This window comes from Bacillus sp. FSL L8-0152 (assembly GCF_038006365.1).
GTDB lineage: Bacteria > Bacillota > Bacilli > Bacillales > Bacillaceae_G > Bacillus_A > Bacillus_A cereus.
Genome location: NZ_JBBOVB010000001.1, coordinates 2,550,795 through 2,576,704, shown reverse-complemented (window position 1 = coordinate 2,576,704; position 25,910 = coordinate 2,550,795). Strand labels below are relative to the sequence as shown.

Sequence of the window (25,910 nt, the reverse complement as noted above, 5' to 3'; positions counted from 1 at the left end):
AATTTTTAACAAAATTGTAATGTTTACTCCTGCAAAATACAGAAAGCCCCTTTACTCATTTTTGTATAAAAAAAATCGTACAGCTTAATTTAGCTGCACGACTACAATTTCTGGCCTATTCAAAATCCTTTGCGGAATGATACTATTTCCTAATCCTCTACTCACTACCATTGATGTATTTTGTTCTACATATAAACCCGCTGTATATTTAGGTAAAACACCTTGATTTGGCGCAACTAATCCTCCGATAAATGGCAATCTAACTTGCCCTCCATGAGCATGTCCCGATAAAACCAAATCCAACCTCTCATTCGTATATTCCTTTATAAATTCAGGCCGATGGGATAATAATACATTATATTTATCTGGCTGCATTTCAATTTTCGCTTTTTTAATTTCATCTATTATAATATTTCCTTCATCACGGTTTCCAGTAACAAACTCTGGATCATCAATACCGAGCAAGTTTATTTCTTGCTCACCCTTTCGAATGCCTACATGTTCATTCCTTAAAACATTGACATCATATTTCTTCAACTCTTTTTCTAAATTGTTATACTTTCCAGACCATTGTTCATGGTTTCCTGTCACAAAATATACAGGATATTTCTTTACAATTTCTCGTATTAATTGCATACTAACTTCTGCATCGCATGATTTACTGTCAATTAAATCACCCGTAATCGCAATAATATCTGGGTCTATACTTTTTATTTTTTGAATTAACACATCTTGATTATCGCCAAATTTTTTATTGTGTAAGTCTGAAATTTGTAGAATTTTATACCCTTTAAAAGAGGATGGTATTTTACTAGAGGTTATTTTAACCTCAGTTATACTTATTAAATTGTTCTGTAAATATAAAAAGATACTACAACCTACTAATGTAGCAATAAGTAATATACTTCTTTTAATCTTCTTGCTCATATTCCCTCCTAAAATCTTCATCAATACTACAATTCTCAAAAACATTTCAATAGATTATTCTTTTTATCTAACGGTTCTCTTTTAAAGTGAAATCGATTTAACTACGATAATCAAGTACAAGTTTCTAATTTTAGGAACTGAAGAACTTATATCACTCTGTTGAAGTAAACATGCCCGGTTCTGTTCTAATCGTAACTCTATCATATAACATTAAAGCCGAAATTCCCAAGTTAAGGAATTTCAGCTTTTTGAGTTCGTATGAATATCTTAGTTTTAGTTCTATGTATCTTGCCGTTGTACATCATAGTACATACCAGTTGTCTCTCTATATGTGGTGAGTTTTTTATCTTTTTCAATAATCAACTATGTATAAAACATTTAACTTAGTTAATACCCTTAATGAATATCATGCTTTTTAAAGTTTCCGCCTTGTACTTCCGCAACATCATATACAGTGACAAAGGCATTTTCATCAATTTCATGAATAAGTTCCTTCATTGTTTCTAAATTTTAAAATTATGTAGCGTCATTCCATTCAGACTTCAATATTGAATATTGATATTCATCAATCCACTGCCCTTTTAGCATGTAATTCTGTAATAAATGACCTTCTCTCCTCAACCCCACTCGTTCTAGTACAGAAATAGACTTATTATTTCGAACGTCCGAAAATGCAATCACTTTATGTTTCCGTAATGAATGAAATATGTAATTCAGTAAGGCACAAACAGCTTCAGTTGCATAGCCTTTCCCCTGATATTCTGGAGAAAGAGTAAATCCAATTTCTACGATGCGAGGTTCATTTACAAGTGTGTGAAGTGCACAATCTCCAATTATTTTGTTATTTTCAGCCAAAGCAATTGCGAACTGGAACCAAGTACCTGGTAGATTAGGATTATTTTTAACTTGTTCATTTACAAACGTTTTAGCCTCATGATATTGATAATTAACCCATGACTGAAATCTAGCCACTTCTGGATTAGAACGATAAAAATGAAAGTAGTTAGTGTCATCCATACTAAACCTTCTCAAAACAAGACAATCTGTTCTCCAAAAGACTTGATTGTCATTCTCCATAACTATTCACCCTCTTTTCTACATTAATTATATCTTTATAATACATAGGTATAAATAGTTTACATGCTTATAAAAAAGCGATTCTTTTCACATTAAAAAGAATCGCTTTCCAAGTTCTTATTTTTAATTATATTACATAAAGAATTGAAAGATTATTACTTAAGAGCCTTAACTATAACTTCCGTTGCCTCTGCAATGAGTTGATTATCATAGCTAGCCTCTTTCTCATCTTTACTAGATAAAATTGCGATGATAATTGGTGCTCTATTTGGAGGCCAAACGATAGCAATATCATTTCTTGTTCCGTAACTGCCAGCACCTGATTTATCTCCAACTACCCAGTCAGTTGGTACGCCTGCACGAATAAGTTTGTCCCCTGTAGCATTTCCTTTCATCCACTCTGTAAGAATTTTACGTTTTTCAGCTGGAAGTGCATTTCCGACCGTAAAAGCTTTAAGATTCGTAGCAATTGCTTTCGCTGTACTAGTGTCACGAATGTCTCCTGGAATAGCTTCGTTTAATTCTGTTTCAAAGCGATCAGACATAGTAACCCGATCCCCCATCTTTCTAAGCGCTTTTTCATATCCTTTAGGTCCGCCTATTTTATTAAATAAAATGTTCCCTGCAGTATTATCACTTGAACGAACAGCAGCCTCAGCAATTTCTCCTAGTTTCATTCCAGTATCTACATGTTTCTCTGTAACAGGTGAATAATCCACTAAGTCTTCTTTCGTAAATGTGATTACTTCATTTAATGTATCAATTGAGTTTTGCTGTAGTAATACTCCTGCTGCTAAAGCCTTGTAGGTTGATGCGAAGGCAAATCTTTCGTTAGATCGATAAGAAATTGTTTGATTTGTACCAGTATCAATCGCATATACACCTACTCGAGCATCAAATTTTTTCTCAAGTTGAGAGAACTCTTTATGCGTCGCCTGATTTTTATGTTTCACTTGTCCAGTCTTTTCTTTCGCTTCAACTTGCAGTGCCCCTCCTGTAAAAGCTTCTAGGCTTGTAATACTTAAACCTAATATACCAACGCATATTCCTATTTTTAGCATCCTCTTATTTTTCAAAATCATCATTCCTTCCAAATTTTTAGCACCTTTTTATACGTACACATAATAGACAATCACCGAACCAAATTTGTTCCATAAACTAAAAAAATTATAGCTAGTATGAGAGTTATTAACAAAATAAGAGATAGTAGCTACGACGCCTCTATCTCCTATTTCATATTTCATTTTTTTACTTATAAATGGCTTTATATGAACAGGTTCTTTCCCTGAGAAAAGTACTCTAATTTTGCTTAGAACTACCTGTACTAGTAGCTTCACCATGTATACGTTGCTGTTTCAAATCAAAGTATACATCTAATACTTCCTTTCCGATTATAGAATTAATTCCATTTTTATCATCATGAAGCCATGGAACTACTATGGAAAATGCTACTTCTGGATTATCATATGGAGCATATCCAACTAACGTTAAGTTGTAACATTCCATACGTTCTCCTTTTGCATTTCTACCAATCGGGTCATCTCCACCATATACAGTTTGGGCTGTTCCTGTCTTTCCTGCTGGTTTATATGGCGCGTTTTTGAAATATTTCACGCCAGTTCCATCACCTTCTTGGAATACCCATCTAAACCCTTCTTTTATCCGATCAATATGTTCTTTCTTCATATCAATTCGATTTAATACGACAGGCTCTATGGAACGTATAACTTTGCCAACCTCTTCTTTTATTGATTGTTCTCGTATTTCTTGTACAATTTGAGGTTGCATTCTATAACCACCATTCGCAATCGTTGAAATATATTGCGCTAATTGCAACGGCGTATACGTATCATACTGACCGATAGAAAAATCTAGTAAAAACCCAGGTTGACTATCTACTTTTCTCGTTTGTCCAATTATTTCATTCGGTAAATCAATACCTGTTGGGACACCTAAACCAAATTGCTTGAAATAATAGCGCATCGTATCAAATGCTCCTTGTTTAATATCCAATGAGCCATTTGGTACGTAATTAACTCCCGCAATTTTTAAAGCTGTCTGGAACATGTATACATTCGAAGATACTTGTAAAGCCCGTAAATCATTAATATTACCAAATCCGGATACATTCCACGATTTCTTAGCTTGTGTACCTTTAAATTTCATCGGCGCGTCATAAAATTGATCTCCTGGATGTATTGCGCCTGTCTCATATCCAGTTAATAAAGTAGCACCTTTTACAGCTGACCCTAGCTCATACGAAGTTGTCATGTTTCCTAATGCCAAATCCTCAACTTCTATTTTCCCTTCTTTTTCTACAATCTTTTTGCCTGCCATTGATAAAATTTGTCCGTTATTTGGATTCGTCATGACAACAAAAGCTCGATCGAGCAGTGGCTCTGAACTCTTAAAAGCTCTCAAGTTTTTCTCTATACTTTCTTCCACTTTCTTTTGTAATTCCATATCAATCGTTAATGTTAAACTATTACCACTTTTTCCTTTAGAGATTATTTCTGTGCTAACAATGTTTCCTGATTTATCAGTAATATTTTTCACTTCTTCTTTTGTGCCGTGTAATACATCTTCATATCGTTGTTCAATATAACTTTTTCCAACACGATCATTACGGTTATATCCACGTACTAAATAAGAATCTAAATTTTCTTTCGGTAATCCTTCTTCACTACTCGTAATATTTCCTAATACAGAACGAAATAAATTACCGTTTACATAATTACGTTCCCAATCAACAGTTGCATCTACTCCTGGAAAATTCGCAAGATTTTCGCTTATCCGCGCATACTCTTCATCTGTTACATCTTTTTTAATGATTTGTGGTGTTAGTTGATAACCTGAACTCATTTTACTTTTAATAGCTAACACCTTTAAATCTTGTGCTGTTAATTCTGCTAATTCTACCTCTGTAACACGACCTCGTCTTAAGTCTTCTATTTTTTTATCTAACTCTTTTCCCTCTATACCCTTTTCTTTAAACTTTTCTATATCTTTCTTAGTAATCTTTGTCTCCGCACGTTTCGAATTCAACTGCATCCAAAAATCTTTTTTATCGATATCTGTTAATTTATTTATATCTTGTTCAGGCATTTCAAGTACTTTCGCCAAGTCTTTTGCTGTTTTTAAAATATCTTCACTCGTAATTCCCTTCACCCTTGTATACGTAATTGTGCGAAGAGATTTATTATTAACAACTGTTTTCCCTTCTCGATCTAAAATTTGTCCACGTGGAACTGGAATACTAGTTATTGCATTTTGACTACTTTCCACTTGGTTCTTATAAGCCTCTCCCTCAACGATTTGTACCTTTCCTAGCTGCATAATAATAGCTGAGAATAGTACAAATATGCAAAGGAACATTATATTTAATCGAATAGATATATATGTCTTCTGCTTGTTGCCTTTTTGTTCTTTCATAAATCCTCCATTTAATCCTTTCAGAAATTGCTACAAATACTAAAAGCATTCCTTATATATTAGATACCGATAATCGGTTATAAATATTGCCTCAATTTTTTGCTTAATCCTTGTAAGCAACCATTTCTTTTCGTTTAGATACGGAATTAATAACTCTCCCTTCCTGTTTTCTCTCTATTTTTTTGCCACTTGCATGAGAAGTGCTAAACTGTATAATGACTCTTATTAAACTCACATATAAACTTGCTAGTAAATTTTCATGCTAATTATTCCTTTCTTCATGCTGTAATACTTAATAGACAACCTAAACAATAAAGTTGTTCCACATTTACAAAAAAAATAATTAAATATAAGATGAAATAGGCTACATAAGGGAGGGTTATATGTTACATATAAAAAGATGGAGATTTTTTTCGGTTTTTTCTATCGTAGGTTTGATTTTACTAATTTTATTAAAAATCAACTTCATTTCAATTACTATCGCAACTTCTTCAGCTGAAAGAGGAAAGATTTTTGATCAAAATGGTGTAATACTAGCTACAAATAAGAAAGTTAAGTCTCTATATTGCACTTCTAATGACGAAAAGCTATCGAAACAAGATACATCAAACACATTAGCTTTTTTTAATCAATTTTCAAGCGAATTTCAACATGATATTTCTACAGAGAACATAAAATCTCAATTACAACAATCTTGTAAAAAGCAGACTATGAATGATATACCGTTATACTCTGATATAACTGAGAATGAACTTGCATTCATAAACAAAAACAAACCCAATAATGTAATAATTAAAGATGAATGGATTCGATATTATCCTAAACACGAAATTGGTTCACAAGTAATTGGGTATGTAGAAAATGACCTTAATTCAAAGCATTTGGCTGTTGGAAAAAGCGGGATTGAGCTGCAATATGAAAATGATTTAAAAGGAAAACCAGGTAAAACTCTTATTTTTAAATTGAATAATAAAAAGTTCTTATGGAACATTCAAAACGTACAAAAAGGTAAAGATGTACGGCTAGCTTTAGACTCTGAGTTGCAGCAAAAGGCAGAAGAAGCATTAAAATCTCAAATTAAGAAAACACCTGATGCTAAAGCTGGTTATGCTGTAGTGAGCGATGCGAAAACTGGCGCAATTTTAACTATGGCCAACTCGGTAGTTTTTGATCCAAATATATTAAATACACATGTATCTTCTAGAAAAGAAAACATTAAATCTCTTTCGCAAAATAAAGCAATTCAAAAATTAAAGTATGGTGAATCTTATGTAAATATGGCTTCTACTATAAAACCACTTACTATTTTAATTGGATTAAATGAAAAGCTTTTCCAACCCGAAGATACTTATTTAGATAAAGGTACTTTTCAGTATGATAATCAAAATAACATTACGAATGCGCCTGGAACACCAACAGGGGAGATTACACCGAGGCAGGCTATCATTAATTCATCTAACACATTTATGACAGCAAAAGTAGCTCTGCCCCTATTCAACCAAAATAATGGGAATATAGAAAAAGTGGCACATATATGGACAGATTATTTAATGCAATTCGGCCTACGTTCTAAAACCGGGATTGATTTACCCTTTGAAGAAGACGGACAATATGAATTCCATCCATCTAATAAGTTTGAAAATGGAATCTCCGCTTTATTAAACGCCTCTTGGGGAGGAAATGAAGTGCATACCCCTCTTCAACTCGCTCAATATGCAGCAACTTTGGCAAGTAAAGGTGATAAATATAAACCTCAAACTGTAAGTGCAATTATTAGTCCGGACGGTAAGGAAACAAACAAGTTTAAACCAATTTTAGAAAGTTCAAATCGTTACCCGATGACCTTTTGGAGTGTCGTGCAAGGTGGAATGAGTCAAAATATAGAGGAAATTAAAAAGTTGCCCTTTGACGTCGCAGGTAAAACAGGTATTACAGGTTTTCCGAATGAGCAAGAAAGAATGATAAATCATTCTCTTTTCATTGCATATGCTCCTACCGAAGATCCACAAATTGCCGTTTCTGTCGTTATTCCTGGTAGTAATTCAGAAAAAAACATCGCTGCTCTCGTTACATCAGAAATTTTAGAGTCTTGGCATACACTTCAAAAAGAGAATAAAAACAAAGAGGAAGGTTCATTAAAGTGAACCTTCCTCTTTTACCAAATAGAATCTATATTTATTATTTTCCATTCACCATTATCATTTTTTTCGAACATAAATGAATACTTAATATCAGTTAAAACATACTCTTTTTGTACGTATCCAGTATTGCCATTAATTGTCGATATTTTTATATATCCATCATTTTGCACTTTTTCTGGAATCCAAGCTTTTACCATTTCATTAGATACTTCATATAACACTTGTGATTCTCGTTTTGGTTCAGCTAAAATTTTCGTTTTATTTCCAGTAACCGTTGCATATATAAAATGCGCTTGCTTTGGTTGGTTACTTTCTGTCAATCCACTTGGTACTTTGTATACTTTTTTTGTATCATTTGCAAACTCTCCCCCCATTGTAAGAGCGACTTGCAACTCATGAAAAATATCTTCATCAAACTTCAGTTCATCCTTTTTATAACTCTTCCCTTTAAATAGAACTTCATCATTTAACGCTTTGTACAGGTCATTTTCATTTTTTGAGTTCGTACTTTGATATAGTTCATTCATAAATTGTTTTAATGATGGATCTTGAGCAGACTCATCTTTTGTTTTAGGCTTAATTTGAGTACTACTTTGTACCGGTGATTTATTATCATCAAGCCAAGGTTGTTGAACAATGAAAAATAACATTGTACAAACCAAAACAACTACAATAGGTAATGCTTTTTTACGAAATGGTCTTTTATGTTTTACAAAATCCACTTCATTATTTTCATATATAGACTGCTTTATTTTAGAAATAAATTCTTCTTCATCTTTACGATTCTCCATTGGCCCTTTTTTTATTTTTCTATACCAGTCAGGATTTTGTTTATTGTTCATCACTACTACCCTCCCCTATTAATTTTGAAACCTTACTTCTCGCTCTACTTAATCTCGATTTTACAGTTCCAATGGATACTCCTAATGTTTCAGCCATTTCTTCATAAGATAATTCATATTTTGCGTCCAATATAATTATTTCACGGTGCTTTTTAGGTAGTTCTAATACAACCTTCCACACATCATTCATTTCTTCTTGCTTAAAAAATTCTTGTTCTGCTGACAGGGATTGCTTATCGTCACTAAAAAATCCTATTAAAGATATCCTTTTAAAATAAGAGGATTTCAAATAGTTTATTGCCGTATTTCTTGTGATTTTTAATATCCACGTTTTAATAGATGACTCCTTTCGAAATGAATTCCAATTTTTAAACACCTTTATAAATACATCTTGCGTGATATCATCTGATAAGTGTGGATCTTTCGTAATAATAAATGAATAATTCCATACATCTTGCCAATAGTCTTTTATAACATAGTCCAGCTCATCATGATTACACTTTTCAATAAACGTCTGTTCCATTTCCACACCTCAAACTTATTTGAATAAACATAAAAACTGCCCTCACTTTTATTATGGTTTCAATATATAGACAAGATACAAGTTTCATTTGTTCCATTGTTTATCTTTTTTCAAGCAGAATAATACTACTAAAAAACAAGTAAAGCATACAATGATAAAATTCTACTCATGAAAATCTGTTTTTTGAATTTAACGTAACACTCCACTTGTCCATTTCAATTTGCTATCTCCTTCTATTTACCATTAGCAATGTCAACTTTTCTAGAATCACAGCAAAAAAGCATTCTTTCTAATCGAGAATGCTTTTTTGAAATTTAATTGTTCTATATTTTCCCCAATTTATATCTTTGAGTTAAGCAAACATGTAATAAATTTAGTCAAAAAATTCACCATATAATTAAGTATTATTTCTGAAATACATGTTTTACTTTTTCACCTGGAACGTTACTTCCTCCTCTTCCTTTTACATCTTCAATCATCATTGTAACAATCATGTCTGGCGCATTTGCATCGAAAGCTGCGAACCATCCCAGTTCTTTTCCGTCTGCTTCTTTCGACTCTTTCAGTTCTGCTGTGCCAGTTTTACCAGCAAGCGTTACACCATCAACCTTTGCAATTCTCCCTGCACCATCAGGGTCATTAATGACTTTGATTAATGCACTCTTTAATATCTCTTGATTCTTTTTAGAAACCACATTTTCTTTCCAATTCCCTGCTACTTTTGCTTCTTTTAAAAGATGTGGCGACGGAATATTCCCTTCATTCACAATCGGTGCATATGTTAATGCTAAATGAAGTGGCGTCATTAATACTTGTCCTTGTCCATAGCCCGTGTCTGCTAGTTGAATATCGTTTTTTATCCCATCTTTTGCAATGATTGAAATAGGAAATTCGTATTCGATTGGTAATTTTTCATGAAATCCGTACTTTTTAAATTCCTTTACATACTGATCTTTTCCCATTTTCAAAGCTTGTTGAGCAAAATAAATATTATCAGAGTACTTCATTGCCTTATCAAAATCAATTGGACTTGCATCCTTTACACGCGTTACATAGTAATTTCCCCAAGATGAATCTTTTGTCCACTTCAATCCTTGAATTTTAAATTCTTCCTTCGGATTTATTGTGTTTGTTTCCAAACCAATTGCACCTGTGATCGTTTTAAATACGGAACCTGGTACAAATGCTTGTGTAAAGCGATTCGTCATTGGTAGTTTCGAGTCGTTACTCCATGCTTCTCGTTGGGCTTTCGATGCTCCTCTAACTATTATATTTGGATTATAAGCAGGGCTACTTACAAGTGCGATTGTTTCACCTGTTTTAGGATTGACCGCTGCACTAGACCCTGCTTCAGTTTTCATCTCATTAAAGATTTTTTCTTGAATTGCAGCATCAATTGTTAACGTAACATTTTCTCCTTCTTTTGCTTCTTTTTTTGCTACGTTTTTAATCTCTTTCCCCTTCTCATCTTCTATAAATACGCGTCCACCCTTTTCACCACGCAATTTATTTTCTAACACTTTCTCTAAACCGGTCTTACCTACTAAATCATCTGCTTGATAACCTTGTTTTTGAAGTGATTTTAACTCCTCCGCATTCACCTTTCCGATATATCCAGTTAAGTGTGCCGCTGCTTCACCTAATGGATACGTACGAATATTTACTGGGCGAGATGAAACTCCTTCTAATTCAATATAATCATTCTGTCTGGTTCCCTCTTTTAAAATACCAATTGGTACAAAGGAGTCTGGTTTTATCCATTTTGCTGTGAGCTTTTGTTCGACCTCTTCTATAGACATATCAAGTAATTGTGCTACTATTTCTTTCGTTTGCACTGCTGTTTCGCCTAGTTTCTCTGGAATAATTCCAACCTCAGTTGCTTTACCATTCGTTGCAAGCCCTTTTCCATTGCGATCATATATTTCTCCGCGTTTTCCTTGCTCTATTTGCATACGTACTTTGTAATCTTTTTTCATACCTGGGAAGATGAAGTCTGGTGTCCAATCTGTTTTCCAAGACTCTTTATCTTTCACAAGTTTTGCTTCATGGATGAATGAAACTGGTCCTACATCCGTATCCATCTTAACTTCAAAAAGAAAAAGCTCTTTATCTTTCGTATTCTCTCCTTTCATTTTAACTTTTAAATTCTTAGCTCCAATCCCCTCATAGATTTTTTGATATTTTTCTGTAAATTCTTTTTTAGAAATCGATTTTTTGGCATGATCTGATAAATGATCATACATATTTGCAAACTTTTTATCATTCCATAAATTAATATATTCTTCAAATGCTTGTTTTGGCGGTTCGTTTTTATTACATCCTACCAACATAACTGCGAAACAAATGAAAAACAGCATCCATAATTTTTTCAATTCAATCTTCTCCCTTAGTTAAAAATGATGATTCCTTTCTTAATTTATTTAATAAAAAATGTTTTAACGCTTAATAGACAGTGAAAGTAAGGATATTGTTCCATATTTACAAAAAACTAAAAAAGAGTGATAAGAATTCCGTAAATTTGGAATCCTCATCACTCTCGTTTGATATTGTGCAAATCATGAATATGAAATAATAATTTCTAATTTTAAAAAATAATTTTAATTTTCCAACTAACGAGATAAAAATCATGTATTTGTTCTATTTTTAATAATTCATAAATTCGTTGAAATGTTCGCATCAAATTCATCTGATGTTTTGGTATCTATTTTTCTCCCATCAATTGTCATCTTTATTTTTTGTTTTTGGTTTGCTGTTACCACCCAAGCGTTCGGTAAATAACGATCTTCATGGGATAATGTAGACGGTGAATTTATAACCTTTCCTCCTAAATATAGCGTAGCAGAAGAACCTCCATCCATTGCCATTGCATTTATAGCGCCTTTTTCATATAGAATATCTTGACACTCTTTTAACGTAGCCCCTATACTATGCGTCTGTCTACCGTCAATAACTAGAAACATAATTGTACCATCTTCTTTTTGGGCCATAATACTTCTTGGAGCCGACCCCCAACCGCCGTCTCCTTCTGTAATCATTTTTTCTCCATTTACAATTAACTGTGGCATAAATCCAGCTGCGGAAACGACTTGTTTATCCAACAGTTGTTGGGTAGAATAATTTCCTGTTATCATTTGACCAAACTTTGTTAATCCCGTAATAATTGTAGGGGCATTTCTATCCATATTTGTATCAATAGCTTTCCCATTTTCTATCACAATTCCAGTAGCAACATTTCCTCCACCCCTTCCTGTTTCGTCAGCAAATCCACTTGCATTCACAGCAACAAGTGCATGATTACGTTTTGCCATTACGCTAATTTTTTCTCCCCTGTTAGCGCCCTGTGTTCCTTGATGGCTAACAAGTTTAACATTGAAGGGATTGCTAATAGTAACTAATTTTCCTTCAAAAAGAAAGCGACTATCTTTGTTACTTTTAATCGTTTCTACATCAATTTCTAATGGCTGATTTTTAAATTCTTCTAATCTTTTTCCTGCTATTTTTTTATAAATATGCTCATCACTATTTGACCATTTTGGATGATTAATTCTATCTTGCAATTTATCTAGTTCCTTTTGGGATAGGAATGTATACTTCGCATATTGTGGATGCTGAGAAGTTAGTATACTCCCAGCCATTGTTATGCGAAGCTCCCGGCCATAGCTAGTACCAAATAATATTCCTATGCCAATAAGCATGAAAATAGACAATAGAAGCAAAATTCGTTTGAAGATTTTTCTTAGATGTTTCATAGTTTTATCCTCCGGTATTAATTACATTCAATGAATCTTTTAAAATATTTTTTAATAAAGACAAAGGTGTTTGATTTCCTCATGCCTGAATTCCCCGCTATATTTTAGCAATTAGGGCAAAATACTTATTCCGAATTTCATTTTTTCAGTGTATATTTATAAATTTAATAACATTTTTGCAACCATGAAATAAATTACTAATCCTGTTCCGTCAACAAATGTTGTAATAAATGGACCTGAAACAACTGCAGGATCTAGTTTTAATTTTCTTAGAATCAAAGGTAAAACAGCTGCTACAAGAGAGGCCCAAATAACAATAAATAATAAAGTAATTGCTACAACTTGTGCAACTTCTGTTCCAACTCCTAACATATAAGCACGAGTGAGCCCAGCTATCCCAAGTGCAAGTCCAAGAAGCATACCTATTGCAAATTCCTTTTTCATTACACGGAAAATGTCTTTAAATTTCACCTCTCCAATACCAATTGCACGAGTAATTGTTGCTACAACCTGTGTTCCTGTATTCCCTCCAGTACCTACTAATAATGGAACAAAGAAAGCAAGGGCAACTACAGTTTCAATTTCGTCTTCAAAATACTTTAATACTGTACCTGTATATGCCTCAGCAACAAAAAGAAGTAATAACCATGGTAGACGTTTGAAGAAAATACTCCAAACGCTAGCTTCAAAGTAAGATTGATTCAACGGTTCACTTCCGCCTAACTTTTGAATATCTTCTGTAGCTTCTGCTTCCATAACATTCATTACGTCATCAAATGTTATAATACCAATCATTTTATTATTTACTGTTATCACAGGTATGGCTGCTAAATTATAATTTAGTAGCTTTTTTACAACTTCTTGCTGGTCAACTTCAGCATGTACTGAAATTACCTCTGGCATCATGATAGTAGATAATATCTCTTCATCTGCTGCTAGTAATAACTCATGTATGGAAACGATTCCCTCAAGATAACCATGACTATCAAGAACATAACTATAAGATATTGATTCTACATTTTCAGAATGTTCCCTAATGTACTTCAATGTCATTTTTACTGACCAATTTCCTCTAACTGCAACAAAATCACTTGTGACAAGACTTCCTGCCGTTTCAGGTTTGAAATTCATCAATTTTTTTACGTTATGTTTTGTAATTTTGTCTAGATACGCCATTAATTTAGCTTGTTTTTCAGGATGAACCGCTAGAAGTAAATCTACTAATTCATCAATCGGTTGTAAATTTAGTAACTTTTTAGCTTTGTTTTCAGATAAGTGAATTAAGATATTATATTTTTCTTCTGCACTCATATATTGAAGAATTTTAGAGCTTTTTAATACGGGAATCGTATTTAGCAATATGATTTGATCTTCAATTGAAAATCTTTTTACTTCTTGCGCAACATCATACGAAGGAAGACGTAAAACTTTCTCTGCATCCAAATTATTTTTGGTTACAAGTAATTCTTTTAATAATTTCTTCATGTTAACTCCTCCTCATATTGCTAAGGGAGACTCTAGAGTTTCATGAGTGGTTTTGTTTTATTTTATCTGTCTAAAATTTTTTATTAGAGCAATAATAGTTACATTGCAATCAATTCATTATTTAGAATTCCTCCTTTTTGAATATAGACAAGATAAAAATAAATAACATTAAACAGAAAAACCTTTACTCAAAAAGGAGTAAAGGTTTTATCACAATACAAATAAATGATTATTAAGACAGCTCTGCCGAAATCACAGAGGTGCCTTTCTACCAAATCGTATACCACTCCCTCGTTGAGTTTTAGCACTGTATAGCATAGGTTTTTATAACCAGCTACATTAAGAAGGGCCTTAATCCGACCGTTCCTGTTGACCCATTGGCGTCTCTCGACATTTTTGGGCAGCAGCGTTTCTCTATACAGGAGCCTCACCTAACAAAGTTTATTGAATTACTTCAAAATTTAAACCAGAATTTAATATTTGTCAACTGACTTTCAATTCCATTCATAAAAAAATCTTTTATAGAAAATGAAATTATATTTTATTATAAATTTAAAATTCCCCTTAAAAAACATAGAATTCAAATAGATTTAATTCGAAGAAACGTAATAAAACATATGAAACTTATTGTTTTTAATCAAATTCCAACTTTATAACAAAAGATGAATAATTAGTCATTCTGTATATCAAAAGAACATTCACAAAAAAATCTTCTTTTATGATTAAAATCTTCTTTACTGTTTATCAAATTTATATGGTTAAACTACTTAATCAAACGATACACTACAAGTCAAAAATATGTACTTATACAGAATGATTACAGACATTTTTTCATATCATTTCTCAAAGAACTATAAAGCAATAAAACAAATAAAATTAGCAATATGGTTGCTTGACAAGCAAAAAAAATATATTTATGCTTGCTACACGAAACAAACACATAAAATTTATATTGCTTAACCTGTTAGGTGAGGCTCCTATGCAAACACAGGCTATTGCCCAAAAATGTCGAAAGACGCCAATGGGTAGAACAGGAATTGTCGGATTAAGGCTCTTCTTAAGATAGCTAAGTAATGAATTTTCATTACTTTACGTTGTATAGTGCCAAAGCTCTACTAGAGGGAAAAAAGCCTTATTTACTCATGCCATTTTGAATCCCTCTAGTTACATACTAGGGGGATTTTTGCGTAAAAAACAGGGAATAAGCGATAGAATCTTCCTAAACAAAAGTCATATTTAGTAATTGACGAGAACAAGATTCTATTCATTAGCAAATGTAATATTATGTTTTGTTTTAAATCAGGAGGATATTAAAATGAAAAAAATATTAAAACTCGATTATCTATTGCTCCTTCCTCTATTCATAACATGTACTTTAGGTATTATCATGATGTATAGTGCAAGCTCCATTGTCGCTGTCCAACATTACGGTTATAACAGTAGACATTTTGTTGATTCTCAATTAACAAAGCTACTTTTAGGAACAATAGGATTAATAATTTGTGCTTTACTCCCATATGAAATATGGAAAAAACGAATAGTCTCAATCTGTATTATGGTTGGGGGGATTTTTTTATTAATTATGGTTTTATGGAAAGGAAAAGTGGTAAATAATGCTCAATCATGGATCTTTGGAATACAGCCAGCTGAATTTCTTAAATTAGGAACAATCCTTGTAACAGTCCGTTTTTTTGCATTGCGACAAGAACAAGCTAAAAATAACTGGAGTGGTATCGGAAAACTTTTATTTTTTTTAGCTACAATTTTTTTTCTTATCTTTAAACAACCAAATTTAGGATCTGCACTTTTAATATTAGGTATAGGTTTTAGCATATTTCTTTGTTCAGGAATAAATATAAATCTACTAATCAAAAGAACTACCATCGGTTCTATTTTATGGTTACCTATTTTATATTATTTGATTCAATATAGTTTATCAGAAGTTCAAAAGACACGTATTACTACGATTTTCAATCCCTTTCTTGATGCGCAAGGAAATGGATACCAGCTTGTAAACTCTTTTATTGCCATGGGCTCTGGAGGAATCACTGGTCGTGGATTTGGAAATAGCATACAAAAAACAGGTTATCTTCCAGAACCACACACTGATTTTATAATGGCAATAGTTTCTGAAGAACTAGGATTTATTGGTGTATTTATTCTATTGGTTGGAGTTTTGACTATAGTACTTCGCTCCTTAAAAATTGCACAATTATGTGTAGATCCATTCGGCAGTTTTATAGCAATTGGTATAGGATGTATGATTGGTATGCAATCAGTTGTAAATTTAGGTGGTATTACGGGACTATTTCCTCTTACAGGTACTCCATTTCCATTTGTAAGTTTTGGTGGAAGTTCTTTAATGGTGAATTTAATAGCAATAGGAATATTGCTTAATATCTCAATTTTCAATAAAATAAAACTTTCTCCTTTTTAAAATCTATTGTACTTTAGTCATTTTTGTTACATTTAGAGAGATTATGCAGGCTTTCATAATGATTTGATTAAACTGTAGATTTATTAATTTTAAACGAACATTTAAAATATTTTATAGCATAGAATAGACAGTATACAGTAGACACCACTAATATCTACTAGGTGAATAAAAAAGAAGGAGAAAATAAATGACTCTAAATATAAATAGAGTATTCCCACGTAATTGGTATGCTGTGAGTTATGTAAAAGATATAAAAAAGATCCCAGTAAAAAAAGAGTTGCTGGCAAAGATTTTGTATTATATCGGGATGAAAAAGGCGAAGTTCAGGCTCTATCACCTTACTGCCCTCATCGTGGCGCTGACTTATCACTGGGACAAGTAGTAAATGGTAAACTAGTCTGTCCCTACCATGGTTGGGAATTCGATAGTTGTGGTACTTGTGTAAGAATTCCATCCCAACCCAATAAACCTATCCCGAAATTTGCTCATACCTTCTCATACCCTGTAAGAGAAAAAATTGGGTTGATTTGGATATACCCTGATAGTGAGGAAACTCCACCTGAATGGCAAACTTTTCATGTAATGGAGAACACTCCTTTTAAACTCTCTTTCTTCCACGCCACTTGGAATGCACACCTTACTCGATCAATCGAATCTGTGCTGGATACTGCTCATCTTGCTTATATACAAAAAAAAACGATTGGTAGAAAAACAAAAGCCGAATCAACCAATTATAAGCTGGAGGGAACACTGGATCAGTTTATATTCTCAAATGGTGATGCTTACCTTGAATACAAATTCCCACATCAGTGGATGCTTCACAGTGGCAAACAGGAGAATGAGTCATTTATTCCGTATATTACGTTTACACCAATTGATGAAGAAGAGACATTAATTATGGGATATACCGGAAGGACATTTTTAAAATACTTCCCTTTACTAGACCAAATTTTAGCTAAATTTAGTTTAAGAGTACTAAAAGAGGATCAAATTATTGTAGAAAGTCAACATCCTAGACCTATACCAGAAGCTTTAAAAATGGAGGCCCATGTTCATGCAGATATGGCTCAAATTCAGTTTAGAAAACGTTGGTTTCAGTTTTTACAAAATGGGTCTTGTTTTTCACTTGATTAAAGGCACGTAACGCAGTATTAAATATAGGTGTAGTGATGTTGATAGACGTGGATGCTACCCCATCGCCATCAAGCTAAAATTTTATAGTACCCCCTGAACCCAATTTTGTACTAACTCGTAACAAAAAATCCCTTCAAAAAAAGAAAGGCGCCTATGCACCTTTCTTTTGTAATTCATTCTCACTCTCTTAGCATTCAGAATCCCTTATGAATCACTTTAATGCATCATTGTACGGACCTAATGACTCTTTAGAAAAGTAATAATTTGTCTCCTTACTTTTCAGTAACATATTTCCTCTTATTATTAAAAATAAGTCGTTTCTACTTAATATTTTTACTATAACTCTAACTAGTGCTAACCAAAGGATCATAATAAGCCAAATATAATTTATTAATCACGTTTAAAGTACATAAGTCTGCACTGATTGAAAATGCAGAACCAGCATTAATATCGTTTAGCGTATTTCTAATCCGCTAACGACTTAAATCACCTTATTTCACTCTCTTCGGTAAAGTTGAGCCTGAATGTTCAATTACTGGATGAACATAAACATTAATGTCAGCATTACTAAAATAATTTTCACCTTGATCCCAATTCTTACTTATTTTCTTCCATTCTTTATAATTATTCCGCTTATATACTTCTCCTAATGCTAATACATCCACCTTATATTTTTTTGAACAAGCTTTATTGATTTTTGAATCCTTTGCTCCATCTCTTTTGAAATATCCTTCGTTAAGCGTTTTTCATCCATAACTTGTTTATAATCGCTAAAATGCAACTCCGCCAAAGTACCCTCGAGAAACAAATAGACGGATGTTTCTTCTCATTTCATGATCACGAATATGTACATCTAGCGTATTCTGTAAAACATTAGGATTCGAGAGTAATTTTTCAGAAAAAATAATCACTTGTATATGCGGAAAAAATAATTCACGACTAATTTTTTTAGCAATAATTCGTATTTGTTCAAATACACTATCTGCTTTTGCACTCACATTAATATAATTATTCCCTGCCCCTTTTCCACCTTGCTGCGCTAACTTACTGGGAAGTACCATCTGATACGTCCCTTTCATAATTGGATTTGATTTCTTTTCCTTAACAATATCGTAAGACGCGCCTACTACAAATCCTCTTTCTTCTATCTCCATTAACTCAGAGCAACCACTGTATTTTTCTGTTTAACTGTTGGGATTCAGCTCATAATGAAACATATTTTTACATAAAAGACTTTCGTATATAAATTTTTCAAATGATTTATTAGCGAATTGTTGACCAATATCACTTTTTTGAGTGAGTAATTTTTTAGATTGATGATGTAATGAATTTTGTTCGTTTCTTTTATGTAAAATATTCTAGTTTTGCATTAGGAAAGAACTGTTTCATATAGGAATAGAGATAATTTTTTATATCCTCTTCTTCTTCTTTTTGATAAATGTATTTTCCGATTCCATATTTCCCCCATTTATACCTTCTTTTCTCTTCATCTAATTCTAATTTTGTCATCGGGTAGTTTTTTTCAATCACTCTCTTAGCTGGCTTTGTAAAACGATGTTGAATAAATTCAAATGTAATATCATCCCGTGCATCAAGAGGTAATTCAGCATTTAGGCGTTCAAACATATGATAGTATCCTTCCTTCCAGCCTTCATGTAGGTAAATAGGAGCTACAATGAAACCAAGAGGATATCCAGCTCTAGCTACTTTTCCTGCTGCCTCAATTCGCTTAGCTAAGGGAGAAGTTCCTGGTTCAAAGTTTTTAATCACATAATCAGCGTTTACACTAAAGCGAAATCTTGTTTTTCCATTATGTTTAGCATCAAGTAAATGATCTACATGGTGGAATTTCGTAACAAATCTCAATTTCCCATATTCAGATTCTCCAAAATGCTCAATGGCCCGTTTAAGGGTATGCGTTAAATAATCGATTCCTACAATATCTGAAGTACACGACGCTTCAAATCTTGTTACTTCAGGTGCACGCTCTTTCATGTATTTATCAGCAGCATCTAAAATTTCTTCAACATTTACATACGTTCGTATATAAGGCTTACTTCCCATCGTTGTTTGTAAATAACAATAATGACAATGTCCCATACATCCCGTTGCAAAAGGAATTGCATACTCTGCCGAAGGCTTGGAAGTATCGAATTTCAGTGTTTTTCTAACACCAACAACCAGCGTGGATTTTGCTACTCGATACTTTTGAAAATCGTTATCCCCTGGCAAATCTCTTACTTGATTATGAGAAGTAGTATGTCGAATTTCAACATCCATCTTTGAAAACTTCTCAAACAGCTCTTTCCCCAAAGGATAATCTAGTGCTTTCGGTTCAAAATATACGAGCTTAGGCATAAATGGCTTATTCATTCTAACATCCCCTCTGAAATATCACCATAATAGTAAGTGTAAGCTTGGTTTGCCTCATCTTCGGTAGCATATATAGCCATCTCATTTGTTAGTGGATAATACGTTTCGTAAAGAAATAGTGCTAATTCATTAGGTCTTTCAGGATTATTTACAACTGCTGCAGCTTGTATGTTAGCTACGTCTTGAGTATGAGGATTTCGGTAAAAAATATAAACAATGTCACCAGCATGATACGTATTACTTTCAGAAGAAAATTCCATTCCATCACCATCTCATTTCATAAAATTCAATGCTCACAGTTTTACTTTCTAATTTCCTTGTAGTGTAACTATTTAATTACATTGATAATGATTACGTCATACAAACATATTTGAAAAATGAATAATAAATGTACTCCCAAAAAGGCAAGCATATATCAATGCTTGCCTTTCGTTCTAACGACGATGTTCAACAAGATCGATTACACCTAAAACGACGTGTGCTAAACCAAAACCAAATACTGTATTTGCAATCATTTTATTAGTTCCACGAGTTTGTTTAAGAGCATAACCTGCTGCTGTCACTGCTGTACCTAAAGCTGTTGGAATTAATCCTTCACGAATGTCCACAGTGATGCCTCCTTGTTTCGCAGTTAGTAAATTTGTTTTAATAACTCTAGGTAAAGTATTAAAACAAGTATTAGTATTTTTCTTTTTAATAAAATTATGTGAAATTTTTATGAATAATATTTTAAATTCATAACAGCTATAAAGATTGAAAAAATTATTAATTAACAAATAAGAAAATATCTTCAAAACGTATTTTCATATGAAAATTTTATACCTCTGACAAAAAAACTTTGCGGAAATTCTCTCCATAAAAAGTGCTCCTAAATTTATATAGGAGCACTTTTTTATGAAACACTATTCTTTATTTGCTTATGAACCACTTTATTATAATAACCATGCTTTACAACCTGCCTAAAATCATCTATCTCGATATCCATTCTTTCCGCAATATCTACAACAATTGTATTTTGTAAAACATTCACCACAAATCCTATTAATTGCAAATTAGGATTTTTACGATATGAAAATTGAACGTAATCCCCAAGTGTTACTTCTTTATTATGCTTCATTTGGCGCCCCCTAAATTATCGATAATTATACAATAGTTTTCCCCTTTTTCACTTCTACATACTGGGTCACCAGTTTATCATTTTAGCCAATTCATCTCCCACCTACTTATTTCGCGTTCCTTGAGGAAGGGGTCTTCTTGGTTAAAATGATAAAAGTTATGCATATAATAAAAAAAGACAAACTCTCCAATGTGAGGAGTTTGTCCAAAACCATGATTTCTTTAGTTTAACAATATAGAATTCAGTTCCGATAAGAATCTTTCTTTTTTCCATATCCCACGATTTTTGCATCGATACTAACAATAGTGGATTAGAATAATGACTTAATACTTGCTAGGACAGTAAGAATACCTATAATAATGACAAATACATTGCTCGATTTCCCTTTGTATTTAGCAAGTACTGATACTTTATGGATTGCATACATTGGTAGTATACATAAGATAGCAGCAACTAGCGGACCGCTAAGGGCATCAATGATTCCAAGAATACTTGGATTTGTATAAGCAACATACCAGCATGTTAATACGACAAAAGTAAGAATCATTGTCTTAACTGTTTTTTCTCCTATATCTTTCCCACGTTTTTTACTGGACTTGATAATCATGTCACGCATTACCTCATACGCTCCTATATAATGACCAAGGAAAGACTTTGTAATAGCCACAAATGCAATGATAGGAGCTGCAATAGTGATTACTGGCGAATTAAGCTCATTAGCAAGATATGATAGGATTGACAAGTTCTGTTCTTTTGCCACCTTAAGATCATTTGGAGTCAAACTTAAGGTACTGCTCCAAACAAAGAACATAACAACTACGAATGTCATAATATAACAAACTTTTTGTATTTGAGCACATTTAGCATCAGTAGCATCTATTCCATACGTAGCTCTCTGTTTCATAACAAATGACGAAATCATAGGCGAATGATTAAACGAGAATACTATGATTGGAAGTATCATCCATATCGTTCCTAAATATCCTGTTCCTGTTGAAGCAGTAGAAACACTTGAAAAACTAAGCATTGACGTATTCCACTGTGGAATCAAAGATATTGCGATAAAAAGGAGAGAAGCTATAAAAGGATACACTAGCATGCTCATGATCTTTACAGTTATATCTTGACCAAAATTTAGTATAGCGATAAGACCGAGTACTAAGACAAGCGATAAAATGGACCTTGGAGGCTCCGACATGTGCAATTGATGCACGATAAAGCTACTAGCGGTATTTGTAAGTGCGACCGAGTACATCAGCACGATCGTATAAATGGAGACAAAATACACAATATTAAAAATGATACTTGCCTTATTTCCAAAATACTCTCTTATTGTACCTGTAATCCCCTCATCGGCAGAGTTCGAAGCGTAAATCATTTTAGCAAGCGCCCTATGTGAATAATACATAACAGGATATGCAAGTATGGTAATTAACAGCAATGATAATAAACCACCTGAACCTGCATTAATCGGTAAAAAGAGTACTCCTGCTCCAATTGCTGTTCCAAAAAGGCTCAATGCCCAGGTAGTATCCTGTTTATGCCACTTTTTAGGGTCTAGATATTGCTCATTTTTTACTGCAGTGTTATCAGCTTGAAATTCTATGTTTTTTGCAGTATTCCCATCCATATAATAATTCCTCCTTGTGTCCTATTCTTAATTTTCTTTTTTTAGATATAGGAATATAGACCGTTCTTGAAAAATGAATAGCTTATATAGTGCGCCACAACGAATATCCCCCTTCTAGGTTAATAAAAATCAAAAAATTAGCGAAGCATCAACCTGAAGGGTTTATTACCACTTATAAAATATTTTAATTATATAGTAGTATATTTTATTGATAACTCCCCCAATATACAGACATCCTTAGGCGAACAATAGAGTAAAGATTGTTAAAAATTTCACAATACACTCGATAACTTATTGATTTAATTGTTTCTCCCCAAAGATTTTATTTTTAATGGCAATTCCTGTAGGTGTAGCTGCAATACCACCTAAACCTGTCTCTCTTAATTCGCGAGGCATCTGTCTTCCAACTCTATACATGGCTTCAATCACTTCGTCAGCATTGATGAGATTGTTTACGCCGGCTAATGCGATGTCCGCTGCTGCTAAAGCATTTGCCGTTCCAATGGCGTTTCTCTTTACACAAGGAATTTCTACCAAACCAGCGACCGGATCACAAACTAAACCGAGTAAATTTTGTAATGCAATCGAAAAAGCTTCAGAAGATTGCTGTGGCGTTCCACCCGCAGCTTCTACCGCAGCTGCAGCCGCCATCGCTGAGGCACTTCCTACTTCAGCTTGACATCCTCCGTACGCTCCTGAAATACAAGCGTTGTTTGCGACTATCGTTCCAAATAACGCTGAAGTGAATAGAAAATGAATCATATCTTCATGACTTAACTGCAACGTATCTTTAATACTAAATAGGACTCCCGGAGTCGTCCCACTCGCACCTGCTGTTGGAGTTGCACAAATAGCTCCTAATGCAGCATTTACTTCATTAACACCGATAGCACTTTGAATCCCTAACACCATCAAATCTCCAGAAAGAGTTTTCCTATTTTCTCGATAGTTTTTAATTTTTACAGCATCCCCTCCGGTCAAATCTGTTGGAGAAAATACACCGTCGCCCTCGATACTTTTATTTATTGCATGTTGCATAGTCGCTAAATTTCGTTCCATTTTACTCCATACTTCTTCATAAGAAATTTTAGTTTGTTTGATTTCCTGTTCGATTGCTAATTCATAAATTTGCTTTTGGCTTTTATTAGCTGCATCCACAATTTCTTTTATGGCCATATACATATTTTTCACTCCTAAATGTGACTAAAGAATAATAAGATTAGCTATATTGCTTAAATCTCCTAATTCCTTCTGAGCATTACCTGGCAATATCGAATCCAAAGCGAATGCATATAAATATTTTGTTTTATCTTCCAAACTATGAAAGTTGTTAATTTCCACATCATATTGTTTAAAGATCCTGCGTAAAACAAATTCAAAGTCAGCTCTTTCTGAAATCGCAATAACAACTGGCAATGGCCCCTGCAGATTTAAGCTAAATCCATCAATTTCAACATGTTTGACTTCAATCAACCCACCACCGACCGAAATCCCCATTACTCTAATACTTCGACTTTCATCCTCTGCATATACATCTGCCGTATTTGGATGACCAGCAGGACTATTACCCAATTTTTCAATAAAGGTAATGTCAATTCCCTTAGACTCTGCTATTTTAATAGCATCTGGCACTTTGCTGTCATCAGCAGCAAAGCCTAATATACCAGCAATAATTGCAAAATCAGTTCCGTGACCTTTATGGGTTTCAGCAAATGATTCATAATACTTTACCACAACTTTTTTGGGAAGACCTTGAAATAATTTATTAGCAACTGTTCCAATAGCCAAAGCACCTGCAGTATGTGAACTTGAAGGGCCTATCATTATGGGCCCAATCACATCAAAACAACTTTTGTATTTAACAATCTTTTTTTCTTTAATAGATGCTACATTTATGTTCATATAAGCACCCCCATAATTTATTATTTTTAGCTGTAGTTGAATCTAAGTTGTTAGAATGATCGATTCAAAACAAGTTTCATTTGATAACGCTTTCTTTATTGAGTTGAATAAACTTTCCTTCTAATCCGCTATCCACCGTATAGTAATCATATCAGTATGTCCAATTTTAAAAAATTACTGGCAAGTTCTTTAGAATTTTTAATCCAAAACAAGGTTTGATATTTTCTCTAGAGGTAATAAATTGTGTCTCGACGCCCTCATTATAACTTGTATATTTATAAGTTTAATCTTTTTTTATTTTTAGAAAGATTGAATAGACAGAATTTTGAATAGGTAATAAATCACACTTAGTATGTAGCAATTGTGTCCTTTGTTTGAAGCTGTATTAGTTAGTAAAAAAGCAAAAATAACACAGAGTTCCTTTCATAAACACATTGATTATATTGAAAAATCATTATAAAGATACTTATATTGTCTTTTGTTTAAACATCTTATTTTGGACGGGAAATCTGTTGCAATAAATAATTCATTCAGATGAAAAGGAATACATTAATGAAATTTAAAACCACTTCCGTATACTAATTACACAATTTGTATAAATATTAATTATCAGAAAAAACAAACTTCCCATTCGGATCTTAACATAAAGGATACATTCCAAATAACAATGGAGATTCTGCTTTATCAATTTCTTTATACGTTATATTTCCCTCTTTACCTGCAACAGCAACTTGTACTTTTTCATTTGTTTTCACATCTTCTGCACCTATTGCACCACCCGCCAATAATCCTTTACTTAACAGACTCTCGTGAACAAAAGTTAGAGAGTTATGGAACAAAATATAATGTGTATGTACATACATTTCTTTTAAAAGAAGTTTTGTAGTATGCAACTGAATTAAAAAAATATAGATTTTTATGACTCTTTTTAGGGGATATAGCAAAGTGGGATCTTTTATATGCACATTGCTATACCGAACTAGATTTCAGCATAGTATTTTTTTGCAACTCATTGATTTTTACCAAACACGTATAAAAACCAAAAATATGAAAATAAATGACTGGCTAAAATTTTACTTTCAATAAAATAAAAAAGAACCTGCAAATTTGCAGATTCTCCTGATAATGATTTATATGAGTA

General features: G+C 33.0%; 19 protein-coding genes, 4 pseudogenes and 2 riboswitches. Of the genes and pseudogenes, 3 read left to right on the top strand and 20 right to left on the bottom strand.

The window, feature by feature from the left end:
* Positions 1 to 84: 84 nt before the first annotated feature.
* The 5 genes and pseudogenes from MHH27_RS12915 to MHH27_RS12895 all read right to left on the bottom strand — a co-directional run bounded on the left by MHH27_RS12915 (position 85) and on the right by MHH27_RS12895 (position 5,436).
* On the bottom strand, positions 85 to 927 hold the full coding sequence (locus MHH27_RS12915; RefSeq protein WP_000037685.1) for a metallophosphoesterase: 843 nt from the start codon (positions 925 to 927) through the stop codon (positions 85 to 87).
* 396 nt (positions 928 to 1,323) lie between these two features.
* A pseudogene (locus tag MHH27_RS12910) lies at positions 1,324 to 1,425 on the bottom strand (DUF2179 domain-containing protein); the annotation flags it as partial.
* Between the two features lie 18 nt (positions 1,426 to 1,443).
* Positions 1,444 to 2,004 (bottom strand): GNAT family N-acetyltransferase, encoded by a 561-nt coding sequence (locus tag MHH27_RS12905; protein WP_025118371.1) that lies wholly within the window; start codon positions 2,002 to 2,004, stop codon positions 1,444 to 1,446.
* Positions 2,005 to 2,159: 155 nt separating this feature from the next.
* Entirely contained in the window at positions 2,160 to 3,086 is a 927-nt protein-coding gene (gene bla, locus MHH27_RS12900; protein ID WP_002152885.1) for a class A beta-lactamase Bla1, read from the bottom strand.
* A gap of 217 nt (positions 3,087 to 3,303) precedes the next feature.
* The gene (locus MHH27_RS12895) at positions 3,304 to 5,436 is read right to left on the bottom strand and encodes a peptidoglycan D,D-transpeptidase FtsI family protein (protein ID WP_340942813.1); all 2,133 of its coding nucleotides are present in this window, start codon (positions 5,434 to 5,436) and stop codon (positions 3,304 to 3,306) included.
* A gap of 383 nt (positions 5,437 to 5,819) precedes the next feature.
* Between MHH27_RS12895 and MHH27_RS12890 the strand changes: the two genes are divergently transcribed.
* Complete coding sequence (locus tag MHH27_RS12890) at positions 5,820 to 7,580, top strand: peptidoglycan D,D-transpeptidase FtsI family protein (protein ID WP_340942810.1); 1,761 nt, start codon at positions 5,820 to 5,822, stop codon at positions 7,578 to 7,580.
* 11 nt (positions 7,581 to 7,591) lie between these two features.
* On the opposite strand, the gene MHH27_RS12885 is transcribed toward MHH27_RS12890, so the two are convergent.
* From MHH27_RS12885 to mgtE, 5 genes are all read right to left on the bottom strand, one after another.
* Positions 7,592 to 8,419, bottom strand: a complete 828-nt coding sequence (locus MHH27_RS12885; protein ID WP_001060761.1) for an SH3 domain-containing protein — start codon at positions 8,417 to 8,419, stop codon at positions 7,592 to 7,594.
* The gene (locus MHH27_RS12880) at positions 8,409 to 8,942 is read right to left on the bottom strand and encodes an RNA polymerase sigma factor (RefSeq protein WP_000438327.1); all 534 of its coding nucleotides are present in this window, start codon (positions 8,940 to 8,942) and stop codon (positions 8,409 to 8,411) included. Before MHH27_RS12880 ends, MHH27_RS12885 begins: the two co-directional genes overlap by 11 nt.
* 404 nt (positions 8,943 to 9,346) lie before the next feature.
* The gene (locus MHH27_RS12875) at positions 9,347 to 11,314 is read right to left on the bottom strand and encodes a penicillin-binding transpeptidase domain-containing protein (protein WP_016512814.1); all 1,968 of its coding nucleotides are present in this window, start codon (positions 11,312 to 11,314) and stop codon (positions 9,347 to 9,349) included.
* A gap of 279 nt (positions 11,315 to 11,593) precedes the next feature.
* Complete coding sequence (locus tag MHH27_RS12870; RefSeq protein ID WP_000681834.1) at positions 11,594 to 12,691, bottom strand: phosphodiester glycosidase family protein; 1,098 nt, start codon at positions 12,689 to 12,691, stop codon at positions 11,594 to 11,596.
* A gap of 156 nt (positions 12,692 to 12,847) precedes the next feature.
* Entirely contained in the window at positions 12,848 to 14,176 is a 1,329-nt protein-coding gene (gene mgtE, locus MHH27_RS12865; RefSeq protein ID WP_000734827.1) for a magnesium transporter, read from the bottom strand.
* Positions 14,177 to 14,456: 280 nt separating this feature from the next.
* A riboswitch (M-box (ykoK) riboswitch) is annotated at positions 14,457 to 14,622 on the bottom strand.
* Between the two features lie 507 nt (positions 14,623 to 15,129).
* Positions 15,130 to 15,306, top strand: a riboswitch (M-box (ykoK) riboswitch).
* Between the two features lie 185 nt (positions 15,307 to 15,491).
* On the opposite strand from mgtE, the gene MHH27_RS12860 reads away from it, so the two are divergent.
* Both MHH27_RS12860 and MHH27_RS12855 read left to right on the top strand, forming a co-directional pair.
* On the top strand, positions 15,492 to 16,613 hold the full coding sequence (locus tag MHH27_RS12860) for an FtsW/RodA/SpoVE family cell cycle protein (protein ID WP_340942806.1): 1,122 nt from the start codon (positions 15,492 to 15,494) through the stop codon (positions 16,611 to 16,613).
* A gap of 187 nt (positions 16,614 to 16,800) precedes the next feature.
* A pseudogene (locus MHH27_RS12855) lies at positions 16,801 to 17,747 on the top strand (Rieske 2Fe-2S domain-containing protein).
* Positions 17,748 to 17,958: 211 nt separating this feature from the next.
* Here the strand turns inward: MHH27_RS12855 and MHH27_RS12850 are convergent.
* The 10 genes and pseudogenes from MHH27_RS12850 to MHH27_RS12805 all read right to left on the bottom strand — a co-directional run.
* Positions 17,959 to 18,057 (bottom strand): annotated as a pseudogene (locus MHH27_RS12850) (HXXEE domain-containing protein); the annotation flags it as partial.
* A 181-nt stretch (positions 18,058 to 18,238) separates the two neighbouring features.
* A pseudogene (locus MHH27_RS12845) lies at positions 18,239 to 18,919 on the bottom strand (Ger(x)C family spore germination protein); the annotation flags it as partial.
* A gap of 172 nt (positions 18,920 to 19,091) precedes the next feature.
* Positions 19,092 to 20,120: a spore photoproduct lyase gene (gene splB / locus MHH27_RS12840; protein ID WP_001039638.1), complete on the bottom strand. Its 1,029-nt coding sequence runs from the start codon at positions 20,118 to 20,120 to the stop codon at positions 19,092 to 19,094.
* A complete protein-coding gene (locus MHH27_RS12835) occupies positions 20,117 to 20,380 on the bottom strand; it encodes a transcriptional regulator SplA (RefSeq protein ID WP_000396091.1) in 264 nt (87 codons plus the stop codon). The genes splB and MHH27_RS12835 overlap by 4 nt, the downstream gene beginning before the upstream one ends.
* Before the next feature lie 174 nt (positions 20,381 to 20,554).
* Positions 20,555 to 20,728, bottom strand: a complete 174-nt coding sequence (locus MHH27_RS12830) for a hypothetical protein (RefSeq protein ID WP_000354585.1) — start codon at positions 20,726 to 20,728, stop codon at positions 20,555 to 20,557.
* Between the two features lie 284 nt (positions 20,729 to 21,012).
* Positions 21,013 to 21,237 carry a DUF2187 domain-containing protein gene (locus MHH27_RS12825; RefSeq protein WP_090976639.1) on the bottom strand — a complete coding sequence of 75 codons (225 nt, stop codon included), beginning with the start codon at positions 21,235 to 21,237 and terminating at the stop codon, positions 21,013 to 21,015.
* Between the two features lie 310 nt (positions 21,238 to 21,547).
* Positions 21,548 to 22,867, bottom strand: a complete 1,320-nt coding sequence (locus tag MHH27_RS12820; RefSeq protein WP_090976637.1) for an aromatic amino acid transport family protein — start codon at positions 22,865 to 22,867, stop codon at positions 21,548 to 21,550.
* A gap of 291 nt (positions 22,868 to 23,158) precedes the next feature.
* Entirely contained in the window at positions 23,159 to 24,049 is an 891-nt protein-coding gene (gene sdaAA / locus MHH27_RS12815) for an L-serine ammonia-lyase, iron-sulfur-dependent, subunit alpha (RefSeq protein ID WP_340942804.1), read from the bottom strand.
* Positions 24,050 to 24,070: 21 nt separating this feature from the next.
* The gene (gene sdaAB / locus MHH27_RS12810) at positions 24,071 to 24,769 is read right to left on the bottom strand and encodes an L-serine ammonia-lyase, iron-sulfur-dependent subunit beta (protein WP_001024890.1); all 699 of its coding nucleotides are present in this window, start codon (positions 24,767 to 24,769) and stop codon (positions 24,071 to 24,073) included.
* A 638-nt stretch (positions 24,770 to 25,407) separates the two neighbouring features.
* Positions 25,408 to 25,662 carry a hypothetical protein gene (locus tag MHH27_RS12805; protein WP_000557539.1) on the bottom strand — a complete coding sequence of 85 codons (255 nt, stop codon included), beginning with the start codon at positions 25,660 to 25,662 and terminating at the stop codon, positions 25,408 to 25,410.
* Between the last annotated feature and the right edge of the window lie 248 nt (positions 25,663 to 25,910).

Excerpts from the sequence above, each read along its gene's own strand:
- MHH27_RS12915 (WP_000037685.1), bottom strand. The coding sequence starts at position 927 with ATGAGCAAGAAGATTAAAAGAAGTATATTACTTATTGCTACATTAGTA.
- MHH27_RS12905 (WP_025118371.1), bottom strand. The coding sequence starts at position 2,004 with ATGGAGAATGACAATCAAGTCTTTTGGAGAACAGATTGTCTTGTTTTG.
- bla (WP_002152885.1), bottom strand. The coding sequence starts at position 3,086 with ATGATTTTGAAAAATAAGAGGATGCTAAAAATAGGAATATGCGTTGGT.
- MHH27_RS12895 (WP_340942813.1), bottom strand. The coding sequence starts at position 5,436 with ATGAAAGAACAAAAAGGCAACAAGCAGAAGACATATATATCTATTCGA.
- MHH27_RS12890 (WP_340942810.1), top strand. The coding sequence starts at position 5,820 with ATGTTACATATAAAAAGATGGAGATTTTTTTCGGTTTTTTCTATCGTA.
- MHH27_RS12885 (WP_001060761.1), bottom strand. The coding sequence starts at position 8,419 with ATGAACAATAAACAAAATCCTGACTGGTATAGAAAAATAAAAAAAGGG.
- MHH27_RS12880 (WP_000438327.1), bottom strand. The coding sequence starts at position 8,942 with ATGGAACAGACGTTTATTGAAAAGTGTAATCATGATGAGCTGGACTAT.
- MHH27_RS12870 (WP_000681834.1), bottom strand. The coding sequence starts at position 12,691 with ATGAAACATCTAAGAAAAATCTTCAAACGAATTTTGCTTCTATTGTCT.
- mgtE (WP_000734827.1), bottom strand. The coding sequence starts at position 14,176 with ATGAAGAAATTATTAAAAGAATTACTTGTAACCAAAAATAATTTGGAT.
- MHH27_RS12860 (WP_340942806.1), top strand. The coding sequence starts at position 15,492 with ATGAAAAAAATATTAAAACTCGATTATCTATTGCTCCTTCCTCTATTC.
- splB (WP_001039638.1), bottom strand. The coding sequence starts at position 20,120 with ATGAATAAGCCATTTATGCCTAAGCTCGTATATTTTGAACCGAAAGCA.
- MHH27_RS12835 (WP_000396091.1), bottom strand. The coding sequence starts at position 20,380 with ATGGAATTTTCTTCTGAAAGTAATACGTATCATGCTGGTGACATTGTT.
- MHH27_RS12825 (WP_090976639.1), bottom strand. The coding sequence starts at position 21,237 with ATGAAGCATAATAAAGAAGTAACACTTGGGGATTACGTTCAATTTTCA.
- MHH27_RS12820 (WP_090976637.1), bottom strand. The coding sequence starts at position 22,867 with ATGGATGGGAATACTGCAAAAAACATAGAATTTCAAGCTGATAACACT.
- sdaAA (WP_340942804.1), bottom strand. The coding sequence starts at position 24,049 with ATGTATATGGCCATAAAAGAAATTGTGGATGCAGCTAATAAAAGCCAA.
- sdaAB (WP_001024890.1), bottom strand. The coding sequence starts at position 24,769 with ATGAACATAAATGTAGCATCTATTAAAGAAAAAAAGATTGTTAAATAC.